Source organism: Pseudomonas sp. GM48, assembly GCF_000282335.1.
Taxonomy (GTDB): domain Bacteria; phylum Pseudomonadota; class Gammaproteobacteria; order Pseudomonadales; family Pseudomonadaceae; genus Aquipseudomonas.
The window spans coordinates 1-19,041 of record NZ_AKJM01000081.1; the positions used below are offsets into that span (position 1 = coordinate 1).

The window sequence follows — 19,041 nt, forward strand, 5'->3', positions numbered from 1 at the left end:
AATCATCTGCGAGTGGCAGCCGACACAACCGTTGGCGATATAAATGTCCCGGCCTTCCAGCTCAAGGGCGGTGCGGGGCTTCATGCCCTCGACCGGCTTGTTGGTGACATCCTGGAAAAACAGCGGAACGATCTGGGTCAGGCCGCCGACGCTGACGGCGATGACCATGAAGAAGGCCAGCAGGCCAATATTCTTCTCGACTGCTTCATGCTTCATCAGTGAGCTCCAACTACAACGATCTGTTCGGCGGCTTCAGCTTCAGCCGGGTTCGAGGCGCGTACGGTACGGAATACGTTGTAGGCCATGAACAACATGCCGGTGGCGAAGAACGCACCGCCCAGGGCGCGAACGATGAAGCCCGGGTGGCTGGCTTGCAGCGCTTCGACGAACGAGTAGGTGAGGGTGCCGTCGTCGTTGATTGCACGCCACATCAGGCCCTGGGTAATGCCGTTGACCCACATCGAGGCGATGTAGAGCACGGTACCGATGGTCGCGAGCCAGAAGTGGGTGTTGATCAGGCCGGTGCTGTGCATCTGCGCACGACCGAACAGTTTCGGGATCATGTGGTAGATGGCGCCGATCGAGATCATCGCTACCCAGCCCAAGGCACCGGCGTGTACGTGGCCGATGGTCCAGTCGGTGTAGTGCGACAGCGAGTTGACGGTCTTGATCGCCATCATCGGACCTTCGAAGGTCGACATGCCGTAGAACGCCAGGGAAACGACCAGGAAGCGCAGGATCGGGTCGGTGCGCAGCTTATGCCAGGCGCCCGAGAGGGTCATCATGCCGTTGATCATGCCGCCCCAGCTCGGAGCCAGCAGGATGATCGACATCGCCATGCCCAGGGACTGCGCCCAGTCCGGCAGTGCGGTGTAGTGCAGGTGGTGCGGGCCGGCCCAGATGTACAGGGTGATCAGTGCCCAGAAGTGCACGATCGACAGGCGATAGGAGTAGATCGGACGCTCGGCCTGTTTCGGCACGAAGTAGTACATCATCCCCAGGAAGCCGGTGGTCAGGAAGAAACCTACAGCGTTGTGGCCGTACCACCACTGGATCATCGCATCCGTCGCACCCGAGTAGGCCGAGTAGGACTTGAACAGACTGACCGGCAGCGACATGTGGTTGACGATGTGCAGCATCGCGGTCACGACGATGAACGCGCCGTAGAACCAGTTACCCACATAGATGTGTTTGGTCTTGCGCTTGACGATGGTGCCGAAGAACACCAGACCGTAGGTGACCCAGACAATGGCCAGCAGAATAGCCAGGGGCCATTCCAGTTCCGCGTATTCCTTGGTGGTGGTGAAACCCATCGGCAAGGTAATGATCGCGCCGACGATCACCGCTTGCCATCCCCAGAAGGTAAAGGCGGCGAGGCTGTCGGAAATCAGTCGCGTTTGGCAGGTTCGCTGCACGACGTAATAAGAAGTGGCAAACAGTGCACATCCACCGAAGGCGAAAATCACCAGGTTGGTGTGCAACGGGCGTAAGCGTCCAAAAGTCGTCCACGGCAGACCGAAGTTCAATTCCGGCCATACGAGCTGTGAGGCGATGAAGACACCGAGCCCCATGCCAAGGATCCCCCAGACCACCGTCATGATGGCGAACTGGCGGACTACCTTATAGTTATAAGCAGTCGGACTGATTGCTGTGCTCATTCTAAGGTTCCACGGTTTGGGTGTTTTATTAGGATTAAAAATCGGCCGCAAGTATGGAGAAAGCAGGGGGTCATTGCAACGCGCCATGACCTGGGTCAATGCTTTCAAATGCTGATTCTGCGGCCTTTCCATGCGCCGCGTAGGGACAAAATTGCCCGTGGGCAAAACGTCCTGGCGGACTGATCAGGCGAGGGGGTCAGGTCGGATGTAACGAGGTGTGTTCAAACGCAACGTTTGGCTGACCGAAGGCAATTGGCGCGACAGCCGGTATCTACCAGCCTTTGCGGCCTGTCATCGGGCAGATTCGTCGAACACATCGTTCAGGGTCGACCTGGAACCGGCACCGGCCAGTCCGCATCGGGGGAAGCTTAGACGTGAATCCGGGGAACCGAAAGGAAGAGTCAAAGAGGGTGCGACAATGCGTCGCAAAGGGGCAGGGAACTGCCGCATCCGGGAGAATGCGGCAGCAGAGCGGTCGGGATTTATTCGCGGTTGTCTTCAGCCTGCAGGCGCTCGGTATTCAAACCGTGGGAGAGGCTGTACACATACGCAGCCAGCAATTGCACCTTATCGTTGCCGAGCAGTTCGTTTTGCGCCGGCATATGGCCCTGGCGGCCATGCCGAATCGTCTGTTCAAGCTGCGTCAGGCTTGTGCCGTAGATGAAGCCGGCAGGGTGCGTCAGGTTCGGCGCACCCATGGCTTCGGTGCCCTGGCCGTTTGCTCCATGGCAGGCGACGCAGGTGGTGCTGAAGGCTTGTTGTCCGGCTTGCAGGTCCGCCTTGCTGTCGGCAGGCAAAGGCAGGCCGGCCAGATCATGGCGCACATAAGCGGCGACGTTCTTCACACCGGCTTCGCCCAGAACTTCACCCCAGGCCGGCATCATCGCCATCCGGCCACCCATGATGGTGGTCTTGATCGTTTCGGCCGCGCCGCCCCAGCGCCAGTCGCTGTCGGTCAGGTTGGGGAAGCCGAATGCACCCTTGGCGTCCGAGCCGTGGCACACCGAGCAGTTGGAGGCAAACAGGCGGCCACCCATTTTCAGCGCTTGCGGATCTTTGGCGACTTCTTCCAGTGGCATTGCCGCGAATTTGGCGAAGATCGGTCCGAACTTAGTGTCAGCCCTGGCCATTTCCTTTTCCCATTCGTGCACGCCGGTCCAGCCATTTTCGTAGCCGGGCAGGATGCCTTTCCAGTTGCCCAGGCCCGGATAGAGAATCAGGTAGCCAACGGCAAACACCAGGGTGCCGGCGAACAGCATGAACCACCATTGCGGCAACGGGTTGTCGTACTCCTCGATGCCGTCGAAGCTGTGGCCCATGGTCTGGTCGACGCTGCCCTTGGTTTCACCCTTGCGGGTGCCGATCAACAGCCAGGTCAGGCCGATCAGGCTGCCGATGGTCAGTACGCAGATCCACGTACTCCAGAAGGTGGTCATGGCCGGGTACTCCTTGTTGCTGAATCTTCGGTGATGTCGGGTTGTGGCTCGTCGGCGAACGGCAGCAGGCGCGCTTCGGCGAACTCCGGGCTGCGCTTGCCGTTGAACACCCACAGGGTCAGGCCGACGAAGGCGATGAAGACAACGACGGTGCCCAAGCCGCGGATCATTCCAGTGCTCATCTCAACAACCATGGCTCACCTCTTGCTCTTGATCGCAGTGCCGAGCACTTGCAGGTAGGCGACCAGCGCATCCATCTCGCTCTTGCCCTTGAGTGAAGCAACAGCGCCGGTGATGTCCTCGTCGGTGTACGGCACGCCGAGGGTACGCATGGCGCGCAGCTTGGTTTCGGTGTGGCTGCTGTCGAGTTGATTGGCCACCAGCCACGGGTAGGCGGGCATCTTCGACTCCGGCACGACGTTGCGCGGGTTGTACAAGTGCGCGCGGTGCCAGTCATCCGAGTAACGCGCGCCGACCCGTGCCAGGTCCGGCCCGGTGCGTTTCGAACCCCACAGGAACGGGTGATCCCAGACGCTTTCGCCGGCCACCGAGTAGTGGCCGTAGCGTTCGGTTTCGGCGCGGAACGGGCGGATCATCTGCGAGTGGCAACCGACGCAGCCTTCGCGGATGTAGAGGTCGCGACCTTCCAGTTGCAGCGCGGTGTAGGGCTTCATGCCTTCCACCGGTTTATTGGTCACGTCCTGGAAGAACAGCGGCACGATCTGGGTCAGGCCGCCAATGCTCACGGCCAGGATCATCAGCAGCAGCAACAGGCCGACGTTTTTCTCGATAGTTTCGTGTTTCATGGCGGACTCCTCAGGCCATCTGCGCGGCAGCGGCGACGGCGGCAGGCTGTGAGGCCCGCACGGTGCGCCAGGTGTTGTAGGCCATCAGGAACATGCCGCTGAGGAAGATCGCGCCACCCACCAGCCGTACGACGAAGCCAGGGTGGCTGGCCACCAGGGTCTCGACGAAGGAGTAAGTCAGCGTGCCGTCCTCGTTCACCGCACGCCACATCAGGCCCTGGGCGATACCGTTGACCCACATCGAGGCGATGTACAAAACAGTGCCGATGGTGGCGAGCCAGAAGTGCGCGTTGATCAGGCCGATGCTGTGCATCTGTAAACGTCCGAAGACTTTCGGGATCATGTGGTACAGCGCGCCGATGGAGATCATCGCCACCCAGCCGAGGGCGCCGGCGTGTACGTGGCCGATGGTCCAGTCGGTGTAGTGGGAGAGGGCGTTGACTGTCTTGATCGCCATCATCGGCCCTTCGAAGGTCGACATGCCGTAGAACGCCAGGGACACCACGAGGAAACGCAGGATCGGGTCGCTGCGCAACTTATGCCAGGCGCCCGACAGGGTCATCATGCCGTTGATCATCCCGCCCCAGCTCGGTGCCAGCAGGATCAGCGACATCACCATGCCCAGCGACTGCGCCCAGTCCGGCAGCGCGGTGTAGTGCAAATGGTGCGGACCGGCCCAGATGTACAGGGTGATCAGCGCCCAGAAGTGCACAATCGACAAACGATAGGAATACACCGGGCGCTCGGCCTGTTTCGGCACGAAGTAGTACATCATCCCGAGAAAACCCGCGGTGAGGAAAAAGCCCACGGCGTTGTGTCCGTACCACCATTGCACCATCGCGTCAGTGGCACCGGCGTACAGCGAGTAAGACTTGGTGAAGCTGACCGGCAGTTCCATGTTGTTGACGATGTGCAGGATCGCCACGGTGATGATGAACGCACCGAAGAACCAGTTACCGACATAGATGTGTTTGGTCTTGCGCTGCATGATCGTGCCGAAGAATACGATGGCGTAGGCGACCCAGACGATGGTGATCAGGATGTCGATCGGCCATTCCAGTTCGGCGTATTCCTTGGAACTGGTGTAGCCCAGCGGCAGGCTGATGGCCGCGAGCAGAATCACCAGTTGCCAGCCCCAGAAGCAGAACGCGGCGATTTTCGGCGCAAACAATTGGGCTTGGCAGGTGCGTTGCACCGAATAGAACGAACTGGCGAACAAGGCGCAGCCGCCGAAGGCGAAGATCACTGCGTTGGTATGCAGCGGGCGCAAGCGGCCGAAGCTGGTCCAGGGCAAATTGAAGTTGAGTTCGGGCCAGACCAACTGGGCCGCGAGAAAAACCCCGAGCCCCATGCCGACGATGCCCCACACCACCGTCATAATGGCGAATTGGCGGACCACCTTGTAGTTGTAGGCGGTACTGATAGAAGTGTTCATGGTTCCCCATCCACGGTTCAGTCGAAGTGAGCGCACTCGCGCAAGGCAGCGCACCCTTCGGCCGGAGTTATAGGCAGACTAAAAGCGAGGCAAGCATGGACAAAGGGCACAAGGCCGGTATTGACGGGGATCAATGGGCGCAGTGTGTGCGGGATCGCGGATGGCTCTGGAGCGCAGCGCCAGCCCCGGCTTCAGCGACGCTGATCCTCGCCCATGGCGCCGGCGCGCCGATGGACAGCGACTGGATGAGCGACATGGCTGCACGCCTTGCCGGGCTTGGTGTCAACGTCTTGCGTTTCGAGTTCCCCTACATGGCGCAACGGCGCACCGACGGCGGCAAACGCCCGCCAAATCCGGCCCCGAAACTGCTGGAATGCTGGCGCGAGGTGTATGCCGAAGTGCGACGCCATGTCGCCGGGCCGCTGGCCATCGGTGGCAAGTCAATGGGCGGGCGGATGGCCAGTTTGCTGGCCGATGAGTTGGGTGTGGATGCGCTGGTGTGCCTGGGCTATCCGTTTTATGCGGTGGGCAAACCGGAGAAGCCACGGGTCGAACATTTGGCCGGGCTGAAGACTCGGACTTTGATTGTGCAGGGCGAGCGCGATGCGTTGGGCAGCCGGGAGGCGGTCGAGGGTTATGCGCTATCGCCGGGTATCGAGGTGTTCTGGCTGGTGGCGGGGGATCATGATCTGAAGCCGTTGAAGGCTTCCGGATTTACCCATGAGCAGCATTTGGTGGCTGCGGCGCAGAAGGTAGCTTCATTCCTTCATTGAAAGATGTGGTGTTGCAACTGGCCTCTTCGCGAGCAAGCCCGCTCCCACAGGGTTTTACCAAAGATCACTGTGGGAGCGGGCTTGCTCGCGAAGAGGCAGGCCCAGGCGACATACATTTCAGTTTGCCAATAAAAACAATCAGCGGTTAAACCGCTCCACCAACGAATACTGGGTATTCGCAGTCTTGGTCAGCTCTTCACTCAGCAACGCCGAATTCTGTGCCTGTTCCGAAGTCTGGTCAGCCAGGGACGAAATATTGCTGATGTTGCGGCTGATTTCTTCGGCCACGGCACTTTGCTCTTCGGTCGCGGCAGCGATCTGGGTGGTCATGTCGGTGATGTTGGCCACCGCCTCGCTGATCCCCACCAGTGCCTGGTCCGCTTCCAGTACCCGCGCCACGCCTTCTTCAGCCTGGCGATGTCCGGCTTCCATGGTCTGCACGGCAGTACCGGCGGTTTGCTGGAGCTTGGCGATCAGCGCATGAATCTGCCCGGTGGACTCGCTGGTGCGTTGCGCCAGCTGACGGACTTCGTCGGCCACCACCGCAAAACCACGACCCATCTCACCGGCACGGGCCGCTTCGATGGCGGCGTTCAGCGCCAGCAGGTTGGTCTGGTCGGCGATGCCTTTGATCACGTCGACCACACCACCGATTTCGTTGCTGTCCTTGGCCAGTTGGGTCACGGTCACGCCGGTTTCACCGACCACCACCGACAGGCGCTGGATGGCTTCGCGGGTTTCCCCGGCGATGTCGCGACCGCGACCGGTCAGGCGATTGGCTTCCTGGGTGGCATCGGCAGTGCGTTGTACGTGGCTGGCGACTTCCTGGGTGGTAGCGGCCATCTGGTTGACCGCGGTGGCCACTTGCTCGGTCTCGACGCGTTGACGTTCCAGGCCGCTGGAGCTGTTGTGCGCCAGGGCATCGGATTGCCTGGCCTGATCGGTCAGGTGTTCGGCCGTGTCCTGCAGGCGCGTCAGGCAGGTTTTCAGGCGTGCCTCCTGGCTCAGGATGGACATTTCCAGGCGCGCCTGGGCGCCGCGACTGTCGGTGTACATCTGTGCGATCAACGGGTCGGAGGTGGTCTGCTCGGCCAGGCGCAGCAAACGCTTGAGACCACGCTGTTGCCACTGAAGGCCCATCAGGCCCAGCGGCACCGAGAGACCGGCCGCCAGGGCAAAACCCCAATGGGAGTTCAGCGATGCGCCGATCATGAAGCTCAATTGGCTGACCAGAATGAACGGCAGCCAGTCCTGCAGGATCGGCAACCATTTATCCGAGGAGGGAACGGCCGACTTGCCCTGGTTGATGCGTTGGTAGAGCGCTTCGGCGCGGCGGATCTGTTCGGCGGTGGGCTTGACCCGCACCGACTCGTAACCGATCACCTGATTGCCTTCGAAGATCGGTGTCACATAGGCATTCACCCAGTAATGATCACCGGTCTTGCAGCGATTCTTGACAATGCCCATCCATGGCAAGCCTTGTTTCAGTGTGCCCCACATGTGCGCGAACACCGCGGCCGGGACGTCGGGGTGACGGACCAGGTTGTGCGGCGCACGGATCAGCTCCTCTCGGGAAAACCCGCTGATTTCGACGAAAGCGTCGTTGCAGTAGGTGATCATGCCCTTGGCATCGGTGGTGGAAATCAACCGTTGCTGAGCCGGGAAGGTCCGCTCGCGTTGTGTAATTGGCTGGTTGTTACGCATGGCTTTTTTAATCCGCAAGGCTTTCAAGTGCTGTATCGGCAAGGCCGGCGGATTGTTGAGACTATTTTTTGATAATCAGCAATGCGTCGCAAAATGACCCTTGCGTCAGCCGACGAGCATCGGATAGGTGAACAGGCCGAAGTGCAGCAGGTTCAAGCCAAAGTGGCTGGCAATGGCGGCGCCCAGACCGCCGAACCGGTAGGCCAGGCCGTAGCCGACCCCGGCCAGGGTCGCCAGCAAAACCCATTGCCATCCCGCGCCGGTGTGGGCCAGGCCGAACATCAATGACGCCAGCAGCAGGGCGAGGTTTTCACCGTAGGGCCGGTTTTTCAGGCACCGGCTCAGGCCGCCCTGGATATAGCCACGAAACAGCGCCTCTTCGACCAGCGTCACCAGCAGCAGATTGTTGAGCAACCACAGCCAGGCTTGATCTGGCCACTTCGGCGCCCAGGCGATTATGCCGAGCAGCAGCCCGCCACCCAACGCCAGCACGGCGCTCAAGGTCAGTGCCAGTGCGGTGGCATACAGGGATAGCCGAAGCGAACGGCGGCCGACAATCCACGGACAAACCAGTAACAGCCAGAAGCCGATCAGCGGTTTGTCCAGATTCAGGTACATGGCAAACGGCACGGCATTATCGGTAAAACGCTGGGGATCGATGCCTCGACCGTTGTAGAAACCGGGTAGCCAATGCGTCGCCAGTGTCAGTGCCAGGACGATGAACAGACCGTGGCCGAGGAGGCGGGCAAAAGGGATCACGCGTTGGCGGGCTGCGGCGCCAGCGACCAGTAACAAGAACAGCGGGATTGCAGAAAGCCAACCGAGATGGCCGTAGGTCAGCGCCAGACCGTAGCCTAGGGAAAGCAGGGCCAGAAACGTCCATGGCAGGGCAATCATTTGAAGTCCTTGTGTCAGTATTTGCGGTGCACCGTCAACCTCTGTGGGAGCGGGCTTGCTCGCGATAGCTTACTGACTGTCGGCAACAATGTTGAATGTTATGTCCATATCGCGAGCAAGCTCGCTCCCGCCTGGATTTTTGTCACCTAAACAAAAACACCTTCTGATCAGTCAGGCGAACCCGGACGCTACGCCTTCCTTGTAGCAGCTGCCGCAGGCTGCGTCCGGCTGCGCAGCAGTCGTAAATCCGGCTTGTGCGGTCTGTCTGACGTACCGCGAGCTCTGATTTTACGACTGCTGCGCAGCCGGACGCAGGCTACGCCAGCTGCTACAGATTGCGTTGTGGCTTAACTGATCGGCGTTAGCCCGAAAGCGGTGTCTTTGTCAGCGGTCGGTCACGACGCAATCAACTGCCGCAACACGTAGTGCAGAATCCCTCCGGACTTGAAGTATTCCACCTCATTGAGCGTATCGATGCGGCACAACACCTCGATTTTTTCACTGCTGCCGTCTTCGCGAGTGATGACCAGCGTTAGGTTCATCCGCGGCGTCAGCTCGACGCCGGTCAAGCCGAGGATGTCCAGGGTTTCACTGCCGTTGAGTTTCAGGCTCTTGCGGTTCTGATCCAGCTTGAACTGCAACGGCAACACGCCCATGCCCACCAGGTTGGAGCGGTGAATCCGTTCGAAGCTTTCGGCGACGACCGCTTTCACCCCCAGCAGATTGGTGCCTTTGGCTGCCCAGTCGCGGCTCGATCCGGTGCCGTATTCCTGGCCGGCGATCACCACCAGCGGGGTGCCCGATGCCTGATAACGCATGGCGGCGTCGTAGATCGGCATTTTCTCCCCGGTGGGAATGTAGCGGGTATTGCCGCCTTCTTCGCCGCCGAGCATTTCGTTGCGTATGCGGATGTTGGCGAAGGTGCCGCGCATCATTACTTCGTGGTTGCCACGCCGCGAGCCGTAGGAGTTGAAGTCCCGCGGTTCCACGCCTTTGTCGCGCAGGTATTGCCCGGCCGGGCTGTCCGCCTTGATGTTGCCGGCCGGGGAGATGTGGTCGGTGGTTACCGAGTCGCCGAGCAGCGCGAGGATGTTGGCGCCACTGACATCCTTGACCACGGGCGGCGGGCCGCCGATGTCATCGAAGAACGGTGGATGCTGGATGTAAGTCGAGTCGTCCTGCCAGACATAGGTCGCCGCCTGCGGCACTTCAATCGCCTGCCATTGCGCGTCACCGGCAAACACTTCGGCGTATTCCTTGTGGAACATTGCGGTGTTGACCTGATTCACGGCGTCGGCAATTTCTTTGCTGCTTGGCCAGATGTCCCGCAGATAAACCGGTTTGCCGTTCTTGTCATTGCCCAACGGCTCACGACTGAGGTCGGTGCGTACCGTGCCCGCCAGCGCATAGGCGACCACCAGTGGCGGGGAGGCCAGCCAGTTGGTTTTCACCAATGGATGCACCCGGCCTTCGAAGTTGCGGTTGCCTGAGAGCACGGAAGCCACAGTGAGGTCGGCTTGCTGGATGGCTTTCTCGATGGGCTCCGACAGCGGTCCGGAGTTGCCGATGCAGGTGGTGCAGCCATAGCCGACCAGGGCAAACCCCAACTCATCCAGGTATCGGGTCAGGCCGGCCGCCTTGTAATAGTCGGTAACCACTTTCGAGCCGGGCGCCAGCGAGCTCTTCACCCAGGGTTTGCGTTTCAGGCCTTTTTCCACGGCTTTCTTCGCCACCAGCCCGGCCGCCATCATTACGCTCGGGTTGGAGGTGTTGGTGCAGGAGGTGATCGCGGCAATCACCACCGCGCCGTTTTTCAGGCGATAGGTCTGGCCTTCGTGGTGGTAGTCCGCCTCGCCGGCCAGATCAGCGTTGCCGACGGCAACGCCGCCACCGCCTTCACTTTCCAGGCGACCTTCTTCCTTGCTGGTGGGTTTGAATTGGTGGTCGAGGAAGTCACTGAAGGCTTGGGCGACATTCGGCAGCGAAACCCGGTCTTGTGGGCGTTTCGGCCCGGCGAGGCTGGCTTCGACGCTGCCCATGTCCAGCGCCAGGCTGTCGGTGAACAGCGGTTCCTGGCCGGGCAGGCGCCACAGGCCCTGGGCCTTGCTGTAGGCCTCCACCAACTGCACCGTTTCGACGGGGCGCCCGGACAGGCGCAGGTACTCCAGCGTGACGTCGTCCACCGGGAAGAAACCGCAGGTGGCGCCGTATTCCGGGGCCATGTTGGCGATGGTCGCGCGGTCGGCCAGCGGCAGGTCGGCGAGGCCATCGCCGTAGAACTCGACGAATTTGCCCACTACGCCTTTCTTGCGCAGCATCTGGGTGACAGTCAGCACCAGGTCGGTGGCGGTGATGCCTTCCTTGAGCTTGCCGGTGAGTTTGAAACCGATGACCTCTGGAATCAGCATCGACACCGGTTGCCCGAGCATCGCCGCTTCCGCCTCGATACCGCCGACGCCCCAGCCGAGCACGCCGAGGCCGTTGATCATGGTGGTGTGGGAATCGGTGCCGACCAGGGTGTCGGGGAAGGCGTAGGTGCGGCCGTCCTCATCCTTGGTCCAGACCGTGCGGCCGAGGTACTCCAGATTCACCTGGTGGCAAATCCCGGTGCCCGGCGGCACCACACTGAAGTTGTCGAAGGCACTCTGGCCCCAGCGCAGGAACGCATAACGCTCGCCATTGCGCTGCATTTCAATATCGACGTTTTGCTCGAAGGCGCTGCTGCTGGCGAACTTGTCGACCATCACCGAGTGGTCGATCACCAGGTCCACCGGCGACAGCGGATTGATCCGCTGTGGATCGCCGCCGGCCTTGGCCATCGCCGCACGCATGGCGGCCAGGTCGACCACCGCCGGTACGCCAGTGAAATCCTGCATCAGCACCCGCGCCGGGCGGTACTGGATTTCGCGGTCGGAGCGACGCTCCTTGAGCCACGCGGCCAGTGCCTTGAGGTCGGCACCGGTGACGGTTTTTTCGTCTTCCCAGCGCAGCAGGTTTTCCAGCAATACCTTCAGCGACATCGGCAACTTGTCCAGCTCGCCCAGGCTCCTGGCGGCATCCGGCAGGCTGAAATAATGGTAGGTCTTGTTGCCGACTTGCAGGGTTTTCAAAGTCTTCAGGCTATCGAGAGACGGCATTACGATCACTCCTTTAAGTCCGCACGGCTACGGACTGAGGGGACGGACAGAGCCTTAAACCTAGCCCTGTTTTAAGTAGCTGGCTAATAACTGGACTCTATCGCTAAGTCCGAGGTTACGAAGTCGGCTATCATGCGCGGGTTTTCGTGACAGGCTTTGCTTCAGGGCAAGCGGTCTCTCTTTGTGGGAGCGAGCCTGCTCGCGATGGACGTTAACGATAACGCGTGTTTCCTGAATAAATGCGCCGCCCTTGAGTCCATCGCGAGCAAGCTCGCTCCTACAGGGTCCAGGAGTAAGAATGAACACCCTCTTTATGCATTGCCGGCCGGGCTTCGAAGGCGAAGTCTGTTCCGAGATTTCCGACCTTGCCGCGCGGTTGAACGTGGCTGGTTATGCCAAGGCCAAAGCGGCAACTGCTTGCGCTGAATTTGTCTGCACCGAAGAAGACGGTGCCGAGCGCCTGATGCGCGGGCAGCGTTTCGCCGAATTGATCTTCCCGCGCCAGTGGGCCCGGGGGATTTTCATCGATCTGCCGGAAACCGACCGCATCAGCGTGATCCTCGATCATATGGCGGACTTTCCGCTGTGCGGCAGCCTGTGGCTGGAAATGGTCGACACCAACGATGGCAAGGAACTGTCGAACTTCTGCAAGAAGTTCGAGGTGCATCTGCGTAAGGCGCTGGTGGCGGCCGGCAAACTGGTGGACGACGCGCATAAGCCGCGTTTGTTGCTGACATTCAAAAGTGGTCGCGAAGTATTCATGGGGCTGGCCGAGTCCAATAATTCGGCGATGTGGCCGATGGGCATTCCGCGTTTGAAGTTTCCACGCGAAGCGCCGAGCCGCTCGACCCTCAAGCTGGAGGAGGCCTGGCACCACTTCATCCCGCGCGACCAGTGGGACGAGCGCCTGCACGGCGACATGACCGGCGTTGATCTGGGGGCCGCCCCCGGTGGCTGGACCTGGCAACTGGTCAACCGCGGCATGCTGGTGACGGCTATCGACAACGGTCCGATGGCCGAAAGCCTGATGGACACGGGGCTGGTGCAACACTTGATGGCCGACGGTTTCACCTTCAAGCCCAAGCAGCCGGTGGACTGGATGGTTTGCGACATCGTCGAGAAACCGGCGCGCAACGCCGCGATGCTGGAAGAGTGGATCGGCGACGGGCATTGCCGCGAGGCGGTGGTCAACCTCAAGCTGCCGATGAAACAGCGCTATGCCGAAGTGAAGCGTTTGCTCGAGCGCATTGCCGACGGCTTCAAGGCGCGGGGCATCAAGGTCGAGATCGGTTGCAAGCAGCTGTACCACGACCGCGAGGAAGTGACTTGCCATTTGCGCCGGCTGGACGTGAAGAAACCCAAGTCCCGCTAATTTTGACAAGGGCTTTTGTGGCGAGGGAGCTTGCTCCCGCCGGGCTGCGAAGCAGCCCTGAATTCAGCCAATGGATATGTCTGGCACACCGCACACACAGGTTTTGCGGCGGCTTCGCCGCCGAGCGGGAGCAAGCTCCCTCGCCACAAACCCGGCAATGCGCGACAATGCCGGCCAGTTTCAGGAGTGAATCATGAGTGAAATGCTTGATACGCCGGTAGACGGCACCCTCGACGCCACTGGCCTCAACTGCCCCGAGCCGGTGATGATGCTGCACCAGCACATTCGTGACCTGGTGCCCGGCGGCCTGCTCAAAGTGATCGCCACCGACCCGTCGACCCGTCGCGACATTCCCAAGTTCTGTGTGTTTCTCGATCACGAACTGGTGGCGCAGCACGAAGAGGCGGGCACCTACCTCTACTGGATCCGCAAGAAGTCCGGTTGACGGACTCAAAAAAAAGACCTGCCAGTGCAGGTCTTTTTTTGTGTGCGCTTAGCCCATCGATTGGCTGATACGAATCCGTTTGCGCGCACTGCGCGTCAGGCGGATCGACAGCATCAGCGCTGCACAGCTCAAACCGGCAATCAGCCCTTCCCACAGCCCGCTCGGGCCGCTGGCCGGGCCGAACCAATCGGTCAGTCCCAGCACGTAGCCGACCGGCAGGCCGATGCCCCAATAGGCGAACAAGGTCAGGATCATCGTCACCCGGGTGTCCTGGTATCCGCGCAACGCGCCCGCGCAAATCACCTGGATGGCGTCGGAAAACTGATACAGCGCGGCATAGACAATCAGCATCGACGCAATCTGAATCACGCTCTGGTCAGGCGTGTAGATCGAGGCGATCGGTCCGCGCAGACACAGGATCAGGCTGGCCGAGAACGCCGCAAACACCAACGCTGCACCGAGCCCGACCTTCGCCGCGAAGCGCGCCTGCCAAGGATTGCCGGCCCCCAGTGCCTGACCGACCCGCACGGTCACCGCCATGCCCAGCGAGTAGGGAATCATGAACAGCAACGAGCTGATGTTCAGGGCGATTTGATGGCCGGCCACTACGGTCGAGCCGAGACTGCCGATCAACAGGGCGATGACCGCGAAGATGCTGGACTCGGCGAAGACCGCGATACCGATCGGCAGGCCAATCCCGACCAGGCGCTTGATCACGGCCCACTTCGGACGGTCGAAACGCACCAGCACCCGGGTGCGGGCATAGAACGGGGCCCAGAACGTCCAGCCGGCCATGCTCAACGCCATGAACCACATCACAATGCCGCTGGCCCAGCCGCAACCGACGCCGCCCAGGGCCGGTGCGCCGAAATGGCCATAGATCAACGCATAGTTCAGCGGGATGTTCAGCAGTAGACCGCACAAGCCAATGACCATGCTCGGACGGGTACGCCCCATGCCATCGCTGTAGCAGCGCAGGACGTAATAGAACGCCATGCCGGGAAAGCCGAAAGCGATACCGTGCAGGTAGCCCATGCTCGGCTTGATCAATTGCGGATCGACTTTCATCCAGTGCAGGATCGGCTCGGCGCCGAGCAGCAGGCCACTGCCGATCAAGCCGACACACAGCGCGAGCCACAGTGCCTGGCGTACCAGCGGACCGATCTCGTCAAGCTGCCCGGCGCCAAAGCGTTGTGCGACCTTGGGCGTGGTTGCCAGCAGAACGCCAGACATCAACAGGTAGACCGGAATCCAGATCGAATTGCCCAGGGCCACCGAAGCCAGGTCCCGAGGGCTGACCCGGCCGGCCATCACCGCATCGACAAAGCCCATGGCCGTGGTGGCCAGTTGCGCGATCATGATCGGTAGGGCCAGGCTGAGCAGGCCTTTGAGCTCCAGGCGTACGGGTGTCGTCCGCGCAGCGGCGGTAGTGTCAGTCACGGAATTCACAAGCAAAGCGTCCAGAGGTTTGATGCGCAGGGCCGCGCATTCTACTCTTTGACGCATCGGTCAGGAAAAGACTGTGTTGGGTATTTGTAATCGCACCGCTCTCCCTGTAGGAGCGAGCTCGCTCGCGATGGATGTGAGGGCGCCGCGTTCATTCAGGCAGCCCTCGTTATCGTTAACGCCCATCGCGAGCATGCTCGCTCCTACACAGAGATGAATTCTGCGCCTAAACTGCCGGTCCGCTAAAGGAGCCTGCCATGCTGATTGTTGCCGACGAAAATATCCCCCTGCTCGATGCCTTCTTCGAAGGTTTCGGTGAAGTCCACCGGGTACCGGGTCGTTCCATCGATCGAGCCACGGTCGAGCAGGCCGATGTGCTGTTGGTGCGTTCGGTGACCAACGTCAATCGCGCGCTGCTCGAAGGCAGCAAGGTACGCTTTGTCGGTACGTGCACCATCGGCACCGATCATCTGGACCTGGAGTACTTTCAGCAGGCCGGTATCACCTGGTCCAGTGCACCGGGCTGCAACGCCCGCGGCGTGGTCGACTATGTGCTCGGCAGTTTGCTGACCCTGGCCGAAATCGAAGGCGCCGACCTGACCCGGCGTACCTATGGCGTGGTCGGTGCCGGCGAAGTGGGCGGGCGGCTGGTCAAGGTTCTGCAAGGCCTGGGCTGGAAGGTGCTGGTGTGCGATCCGCCACGGCAGGCCGCTGAAGGGGGTGACTACGTCAGTCTTGAGCAGATCGTCGAGGAGTGCGACGTCATCAGCCTGCACACGCCGTTAACCAAGCAGGGTCGGCAATCGACCTGGCATTTGTTCGATGAAAAACGTTTGAACCAGCTCAAACCCGGCACCTGGCTGATCAATGCCAGTCGCGGGCCGGTGGTCAACAACGCGGCACTGCGCGATGTGTTGCTGGAGCGCGAAGACCTGCAAGCGGTGCTTGATGTCTGGGAAGGCGAGCCTGAAGTCGATGTGGCGCTGGCCGAACTGTGCGTGCTGGCAACGCCGCACATTGCCGGTTACAGCCTCGATGGCAAGCAGCGGGGGACGGCGCAGATTTATCAGGCGTATTGCGATTTCCTCGGGCAACCGGCCCGCATCAGCTTGAGCGATTTGCTGCCGGCACCATGGCTGTCGCACGTGACCCTGAATGCCCAAAGCGACCCGGCCTGGGCGTTGGCCATGCTGTGCCGTGGCGTGTATGACCCGCGTCGTGACGATGCGGATTTCCGTCGCAGCCTAGTTGGCAGTGTCAGCGAGCAGCGTGCGGCATTCGATGTGCTGCGCAAGCAGTACCCGTTGCGCCGCGAAGTTGACGGGTTGCAGGTGCGGATCGAAGGAGACTCGCCTGAGCTGCAGAGGATTGTGGCGGCGTTGGGCGCAACGGCAATCTGATAGACCGCGGCGGCCCGTTCGCGAGCAAGCCCGCTCCCACACTGGATCTTCATGCACCACAAATCCCCTGTGGGAGCGGGCTTGCTCGCGAAGGGCGCCCCACAATGTCCGGACAGGCACCCATAAAAAACCCGGCCAACAATGGGCCGGGTCAAGAAGACAGTGGCTACATCACTTTTGTTCGGCAGGTTTGACCAATCGCTTTTCCAGTTCGCTGCAAGCTTTCTGGATCATTTTTTCAGTGATCGGTACTTCGCGGCCCTGCTCGTCAATAATCGAGCAACCCAGAGACTGGTCTGGTTGCGTGCGGATCACTTGAATCTTGTCATCGCTGCTGTGTTGCAAGGACATGGCCTGTCTCCTCATCAGGTTGTGTGCTTACTGTAGAACCTCCAGGTGACCGGGCTATGACAACGTCCTGCGATCTTTCCGGGGGGACAGAACCAGTCCAGCAGAAATGCCAGCGCGTGGCTACCCGAACTTTAGATCAATAGCGTCTAGCCTCCTGTCTTGGTGGACATAATTAACCTGACTCATTGTGATTTACGCCGGGTTACCCCATTGAACGGTGTAGGCTGACCCTACTGACTGCTTTGTTCTGGATGATTGCGATGCTTTCTGCCCGTCACCGCCGTGCTGCTCGCCTGGCCAGTCGTTTCATCGCGCCGTATCGCTGGCAGGCCTTTGGCGCTTTGCTGGCGTTGATCGCCACCGCAGGCATCACCTTGTCCATGGGGCAGGGCATCCGCCTGCTGGTGGACCAGGGGTTCATGACCCAGTCACCGCATCTGCTCAATCAGTCCATCGCTCTGTTCATGATGCTGGTCATGGGGCTGGCAGTCGGTACGTTTGTGCGGTTTTACCTGGTGTCGTGGATCGGCGAGCGTTGCGTCGCCGATATTCGGCGTCAGGTGTTCAATCATCTGATTTACCTGCACCCGGGGTTTTACGAAGACAATCGCAGTTCCGAAATCCAGTCCCGCCTGACCGCCGATACCACGCTGCTGCAATCGGTCATCGGATCTTCGCTGTCGTTGTTTTTGCGCAATTTGTTGATGGTGATCGGCGGGATCGTCCTGTTGTTCATCACCAACCCAAAGCTCACCAGCATCGTGGTGGTTGCGTTGCCCCTGGTGATCGCGCCGATCCTGATCTTCGGTCGCCGGGTGCGTAGCCTCTCGCGCCTGAGTCAGGACCGGATTGCCGACATCGGCAGCTATGTGTCCGAAACCCTGGGGCAGATCAAGACCGTGCAGGCCTACAACCATCAGATCCAGGATGAGCGTCGGTTTGCCGTGACCGTGGAAGAGGCATTCAATACGGCACGCAAACGCATCTTCCAGCGGGCGTGGCTGATTACCCTGGTGATCGTGTTGGTATTGGGCGCGGTCGGGGTGATGCTCTGGGTCGGCGGCATGGACGTCATGGCCGGGCGAATTTCCACGGGCGAGCTGGCGGCGTTCGTGTTTTATAGCCTGATCGTCGGCAGTGCATTCGGCACGTTGAGCGAAGTGATTGGCGAGTTGCAGCGGGCAGCCGGCGCGGCCGAACGGATTGCCGAGTTGTTGCGTTCGGAAAACATCATCCTGCCGCCGGTCGCAGGCGCGGTGACTTTGCCGGAACGGGTCGACGGCCGCCTGCAACTGCAAAATGTGCGTTTTTCCTACCCGTCGCGGCCGGAAAGTTATGCCGTCGACGGCTTGAATCTGACCGTCAATGCCGGTGAAACGTTGGCGTTGGTCGGGCCATCAGGGGCCGGCAAATCCACGGTGTATGACCTGCTGCTGCGTTTTTACGACCCGGCCGAGGGGCGCATCCTGCTCGATGGCGTGCCGTTGACTCAACTCGATCCGCTGGACCTGCGCCGCTGCTTTGCCCTGGTGTCGCAAGCCCCGGCGCTGTTTTTCGGCAGCATTGAAGAAAACATTCGCTACGGCAACCCGAAGGCGACGTTGGCCGAGGTACAGGAAGCGGCAAAAATCGCTTACGCCCATGACTTTATCGAAGCCATGCCCAACGGTTACCAGACTCATCTGGGGGACGCTGGCCTTGGCTTATCGGGCGGCCAGCGCCAACGCCTGGCCATCGCCCGCGCGTTGCTGGTGGACGCGCCGATCCTGCTCCTCGACGAGGCCACCAGCGCCCTCGACGCCCAGAGCGAACACCTGATCCAGCAGGCGCTGCCGAGCCTGATGAAAAACCGCACCACCCTGGTGATCGCCCATCGCCTGGCTACCGTGAAAAACGCCGACCGAATCGCCGTGATGGATCAGGGGAAACTGGTGGCGGTGGGCACGCATCAGGAACTTATCGCCAGCAATGCGTTGTATGCGCGTTTGGCGGCGTTGCAGTTCAGTGATGGGCAGAATGCCGTTTCCTACCAAATAACCAGCTAAGAAAAGCGCAATAGAACAGCTTGCGGCTCGTAGCTTAAAGCTTGCCGCTGCGCCTAATGCCAGTCAGTTAAGCAATTTCAGCCGCGCCACCCTTTGTAGCAGCTGCCGAGCCCACGAGGCGGCGTTCGGCTGCATA

The 19,041-nt window shown here is 60.7% G+C and carries 16 protein-coding genes; 5 read left to right on the forward strand and 11 right to left on the reverse strand.

What is annotated here, in order from left to right; translation table 11 throughout:
- From PMI28_RS13780 to ccoN (PMI28_RS13755), 6 genes are all read right to left on the reverse strand, one after another.
- The coding region (locus PMI28_RS13780; protein ID WP_007987239.1) for a cbb3-type cytochrome c oxidase subunit II at window positions 1-216 on the reverse strand (216 nt) is incomplete at its 3' end.
- Window positions 216-1,658: a cytochrome-c oxidase, cbb3-type subunit I gene (gene ccoN / locus PMI28_RS13775; protein ID WP_007987240.1), complete on the reverse strand. Its 1,443-nt coding sequence runs from the start codon at window positions 1,656-1,658 to the stop codon at window positions 216-218. The genes ccoN (PMI28_RS13775) and PMI28_RS13780, both read right to left, overlap by 1 nt.
- 482 nt (window positions 1,659-2,140) lie before the next feature.
- A complete protein-coding gene (gene ccoP / locus PMI28_RS13770; protein WP_007987241.1) occupies window positions 2,141-3,094 on the reverse strand; it encodes a cytochrome-c oxidase, cbb3-type subunit III in 954 nt (317 codons plus the stop codon).
- Window positions 3,091-3,288 (reverse strand): cbb3-type cytochrome oxidase subunit 3, encoded by a 198-nt coding sequence (locus tag PMI28_RS13765; RefSeq protein WP_007987242.1) that lies wholly within the window; start codon window positions 3,286-3,288, stop codon window positions 3,091-3,093. The genes ccoP and PMI28_RS13765 overlap by 4 nt, the downstream gene beginning before the upstream one ends.
- 3 nt (window positions 3,289-3,291) lie before the next feature.
- Window positions 3,292-3,900 (reverse strand): cytochrome-c oxidase, cbb3-type subunit II, encoded by a 609-nt coding sequence (gene ccoO / locus PMI28_RS13760; protein ID WP_007987243.1) that lies wholly within the window; start codon window positions 3,898-3,900, stop codon window positions 3,292-3,294.
- A gap of 10 nt (window positions 3,901-3,910) precedes the next feature.
- A complete protein-coding gene (gene ccoN, locus PMI28_RS13755) occupies window positions 3,911-5,335 on the reverse strand; it encodes a cytochrome-c oxidase, cbb3-type subunit I (RefSeq protein WP_007987244.1) in 1,425 nt (474 codons plus the stop codon).
- Between the two features lie 95 nt (window positions 5,336-5,430).
- Between ccoN (PMI28_RS13755) and PMI28_RS13750 the strand changes: the two genes are divergently transcribed.
- Window positions 5,431-6,108: an alpha/beta family hydrolase gene (locus tag PMI28_RS13750; protein WP_007987245.1), complete on the forward strand. Its 678-nt coding sequence runs from the start codon at window positions 5,431-5,433 to the stop codon at window positions 6,106-6,108.
- Window positions 6,109-6,246: 138 nt separating this feature from the next.
- Here PMI28_RS13750 and PMI28_RS13745 read toward each other — a convergent pair whose 3' ends face one another.
- The 3 genes from PMI28_RS13745 to acnA all read right to left on the reverse strand — a co-directional run bounded on the left by PMI28_RS13745 (window position 6,247) and on the right by acnA (window position 11,846).
- Window positions 6,247-7,812, reverse strand: coding sequence for a methyl-accepting chemotaxis protein (locus tag PMI28_RS13745; RefSeq protein ID WP_007987246.1), 1,566 nt, complete (start codon window positions 7,810-7,812; stop codon window positions 6,247-6,249).
- Between the two features lie 105 nt (window positions 7,813-7,917).
- Window positions 7,918-8,709 carry a CPBP family intramembrane glutamic endopeptidase gene (locus tag PMI28_RS13740; protein WP_007987248.1) on the reverse strand — a complete coding sequence of 264 codons (792 nt, stop codon included), beginning with the start codon at window positions 8,707-8,709 and terminating at the stop codon, window positions 7,918-7,920.
- Window positions 8,710-9,104: 395 nt separating this feature from the next.
- Window positions 9,105-11,846 carry an aconitate hydratase AcnA gene (acnA, locus tag PMI28_RS13735; protein WP_007987251.1) on the reverse strand — a complete coding sequence of 914 codons (2,742 nt, stop codon included), beginning with the start codon at window positions 11,844-11,846 and terminating at the stop codon, window positions 9,105-9,107.
- A 298-nt stretch (window positions 11,847-12,144) separates the two neighbouring features.
- Between acnA and rlmM the strand changes: the two genes are divergently transcribed.
- Window positions 12,145-13,218, forward strand: coding sequence for a 23S rRNA (cytidine(2498)-2'-O)-methyltransferase RlmM (rlmM, locus tag PMI28_RS13730; RefSeq protein ID WP_007987253.1), 1,074 nt, complete (start codon window positions 12,145-12,147; stop codon window positions 13,216-13,218).
- A gap of 193 nt (window positions 13,219-13,411) precedes the next feature.
- Window positions 13,412-13,663, forward strand: coding sequence for a sulfurtransferase TusA (gene tusA / locus PMI28_RS13725; RefSeq protein ID WP_007987255.1), 252 nt, complete (start codon window positions 13,412-13,414; stop codon window positions 13,661-13,663).
- 48 nt (window positions 13,664-13,711) lie between these two features.
- Here tusA and PMI28_RS13720 read toward each other — a convergent pair whose 3' ends face one another.
- Window positions 13,712-15,112, reverse strand: a complete 1,401-nt coding sequence (locus PMI28_RS13720) for an MATE family efflux transporter (RefSeq protein WP_033063356.1) — start codon at window positions 15,110-15,112, stop codon at window positions 13,712-13,714.
- Window positions 15,113-15,366: 254 nt separating this feature from the next.
- Between PMI28_RS13720 and pdxB the strand changes: the two genes are divergently transcribed.
- A complete protein-coding gene (gene pdxB, locus PMI28_RS13715; protein ID WP_007987261.1) occupies window positions 15,367-16,509 on the forward strand; it encodes a 4-phosphoerythronate dehydrogenase PdxB in 1,143 nt (380 codons plus the stop codon).
- A 171-nt stretch (window positions 16,510-16,680) separates the two neighbouring features.
- Here the strand turns inward: pdxB and PMI28_RS13710 are convergent, their stop codons facing one another.
- Entirely contained in the window at window positions 16,681-16,860 is a 180-nt protein-coding gene (locus tag PMI28_RS13710; RefSeq protein ID WP_007987263.1) for a PA1571 family protein, read from the reverse strand.
- A 251-nt stretch (window positions 16,861-17,111) separates the two neighbouring features.
- Here PMI28_RS13710 and PMI28_RS13705 point away from each other — a divergent pair, with 251 nt between their 5' ends.
- On the forward strand, window positions 17,112-18,905 hold the full coding sequence (locus PMI28_RS13705; RefSeq protein WP_162130412.1) for an ABC transporter transmembrane domain-containing protein: 1,794 nt from the start codon (window positions 17,112-17,114) through the stop codon (window positions 18,903-18,905).
- Window positions 18,906-19,041 lie beyond the last annotated feature (136 nt).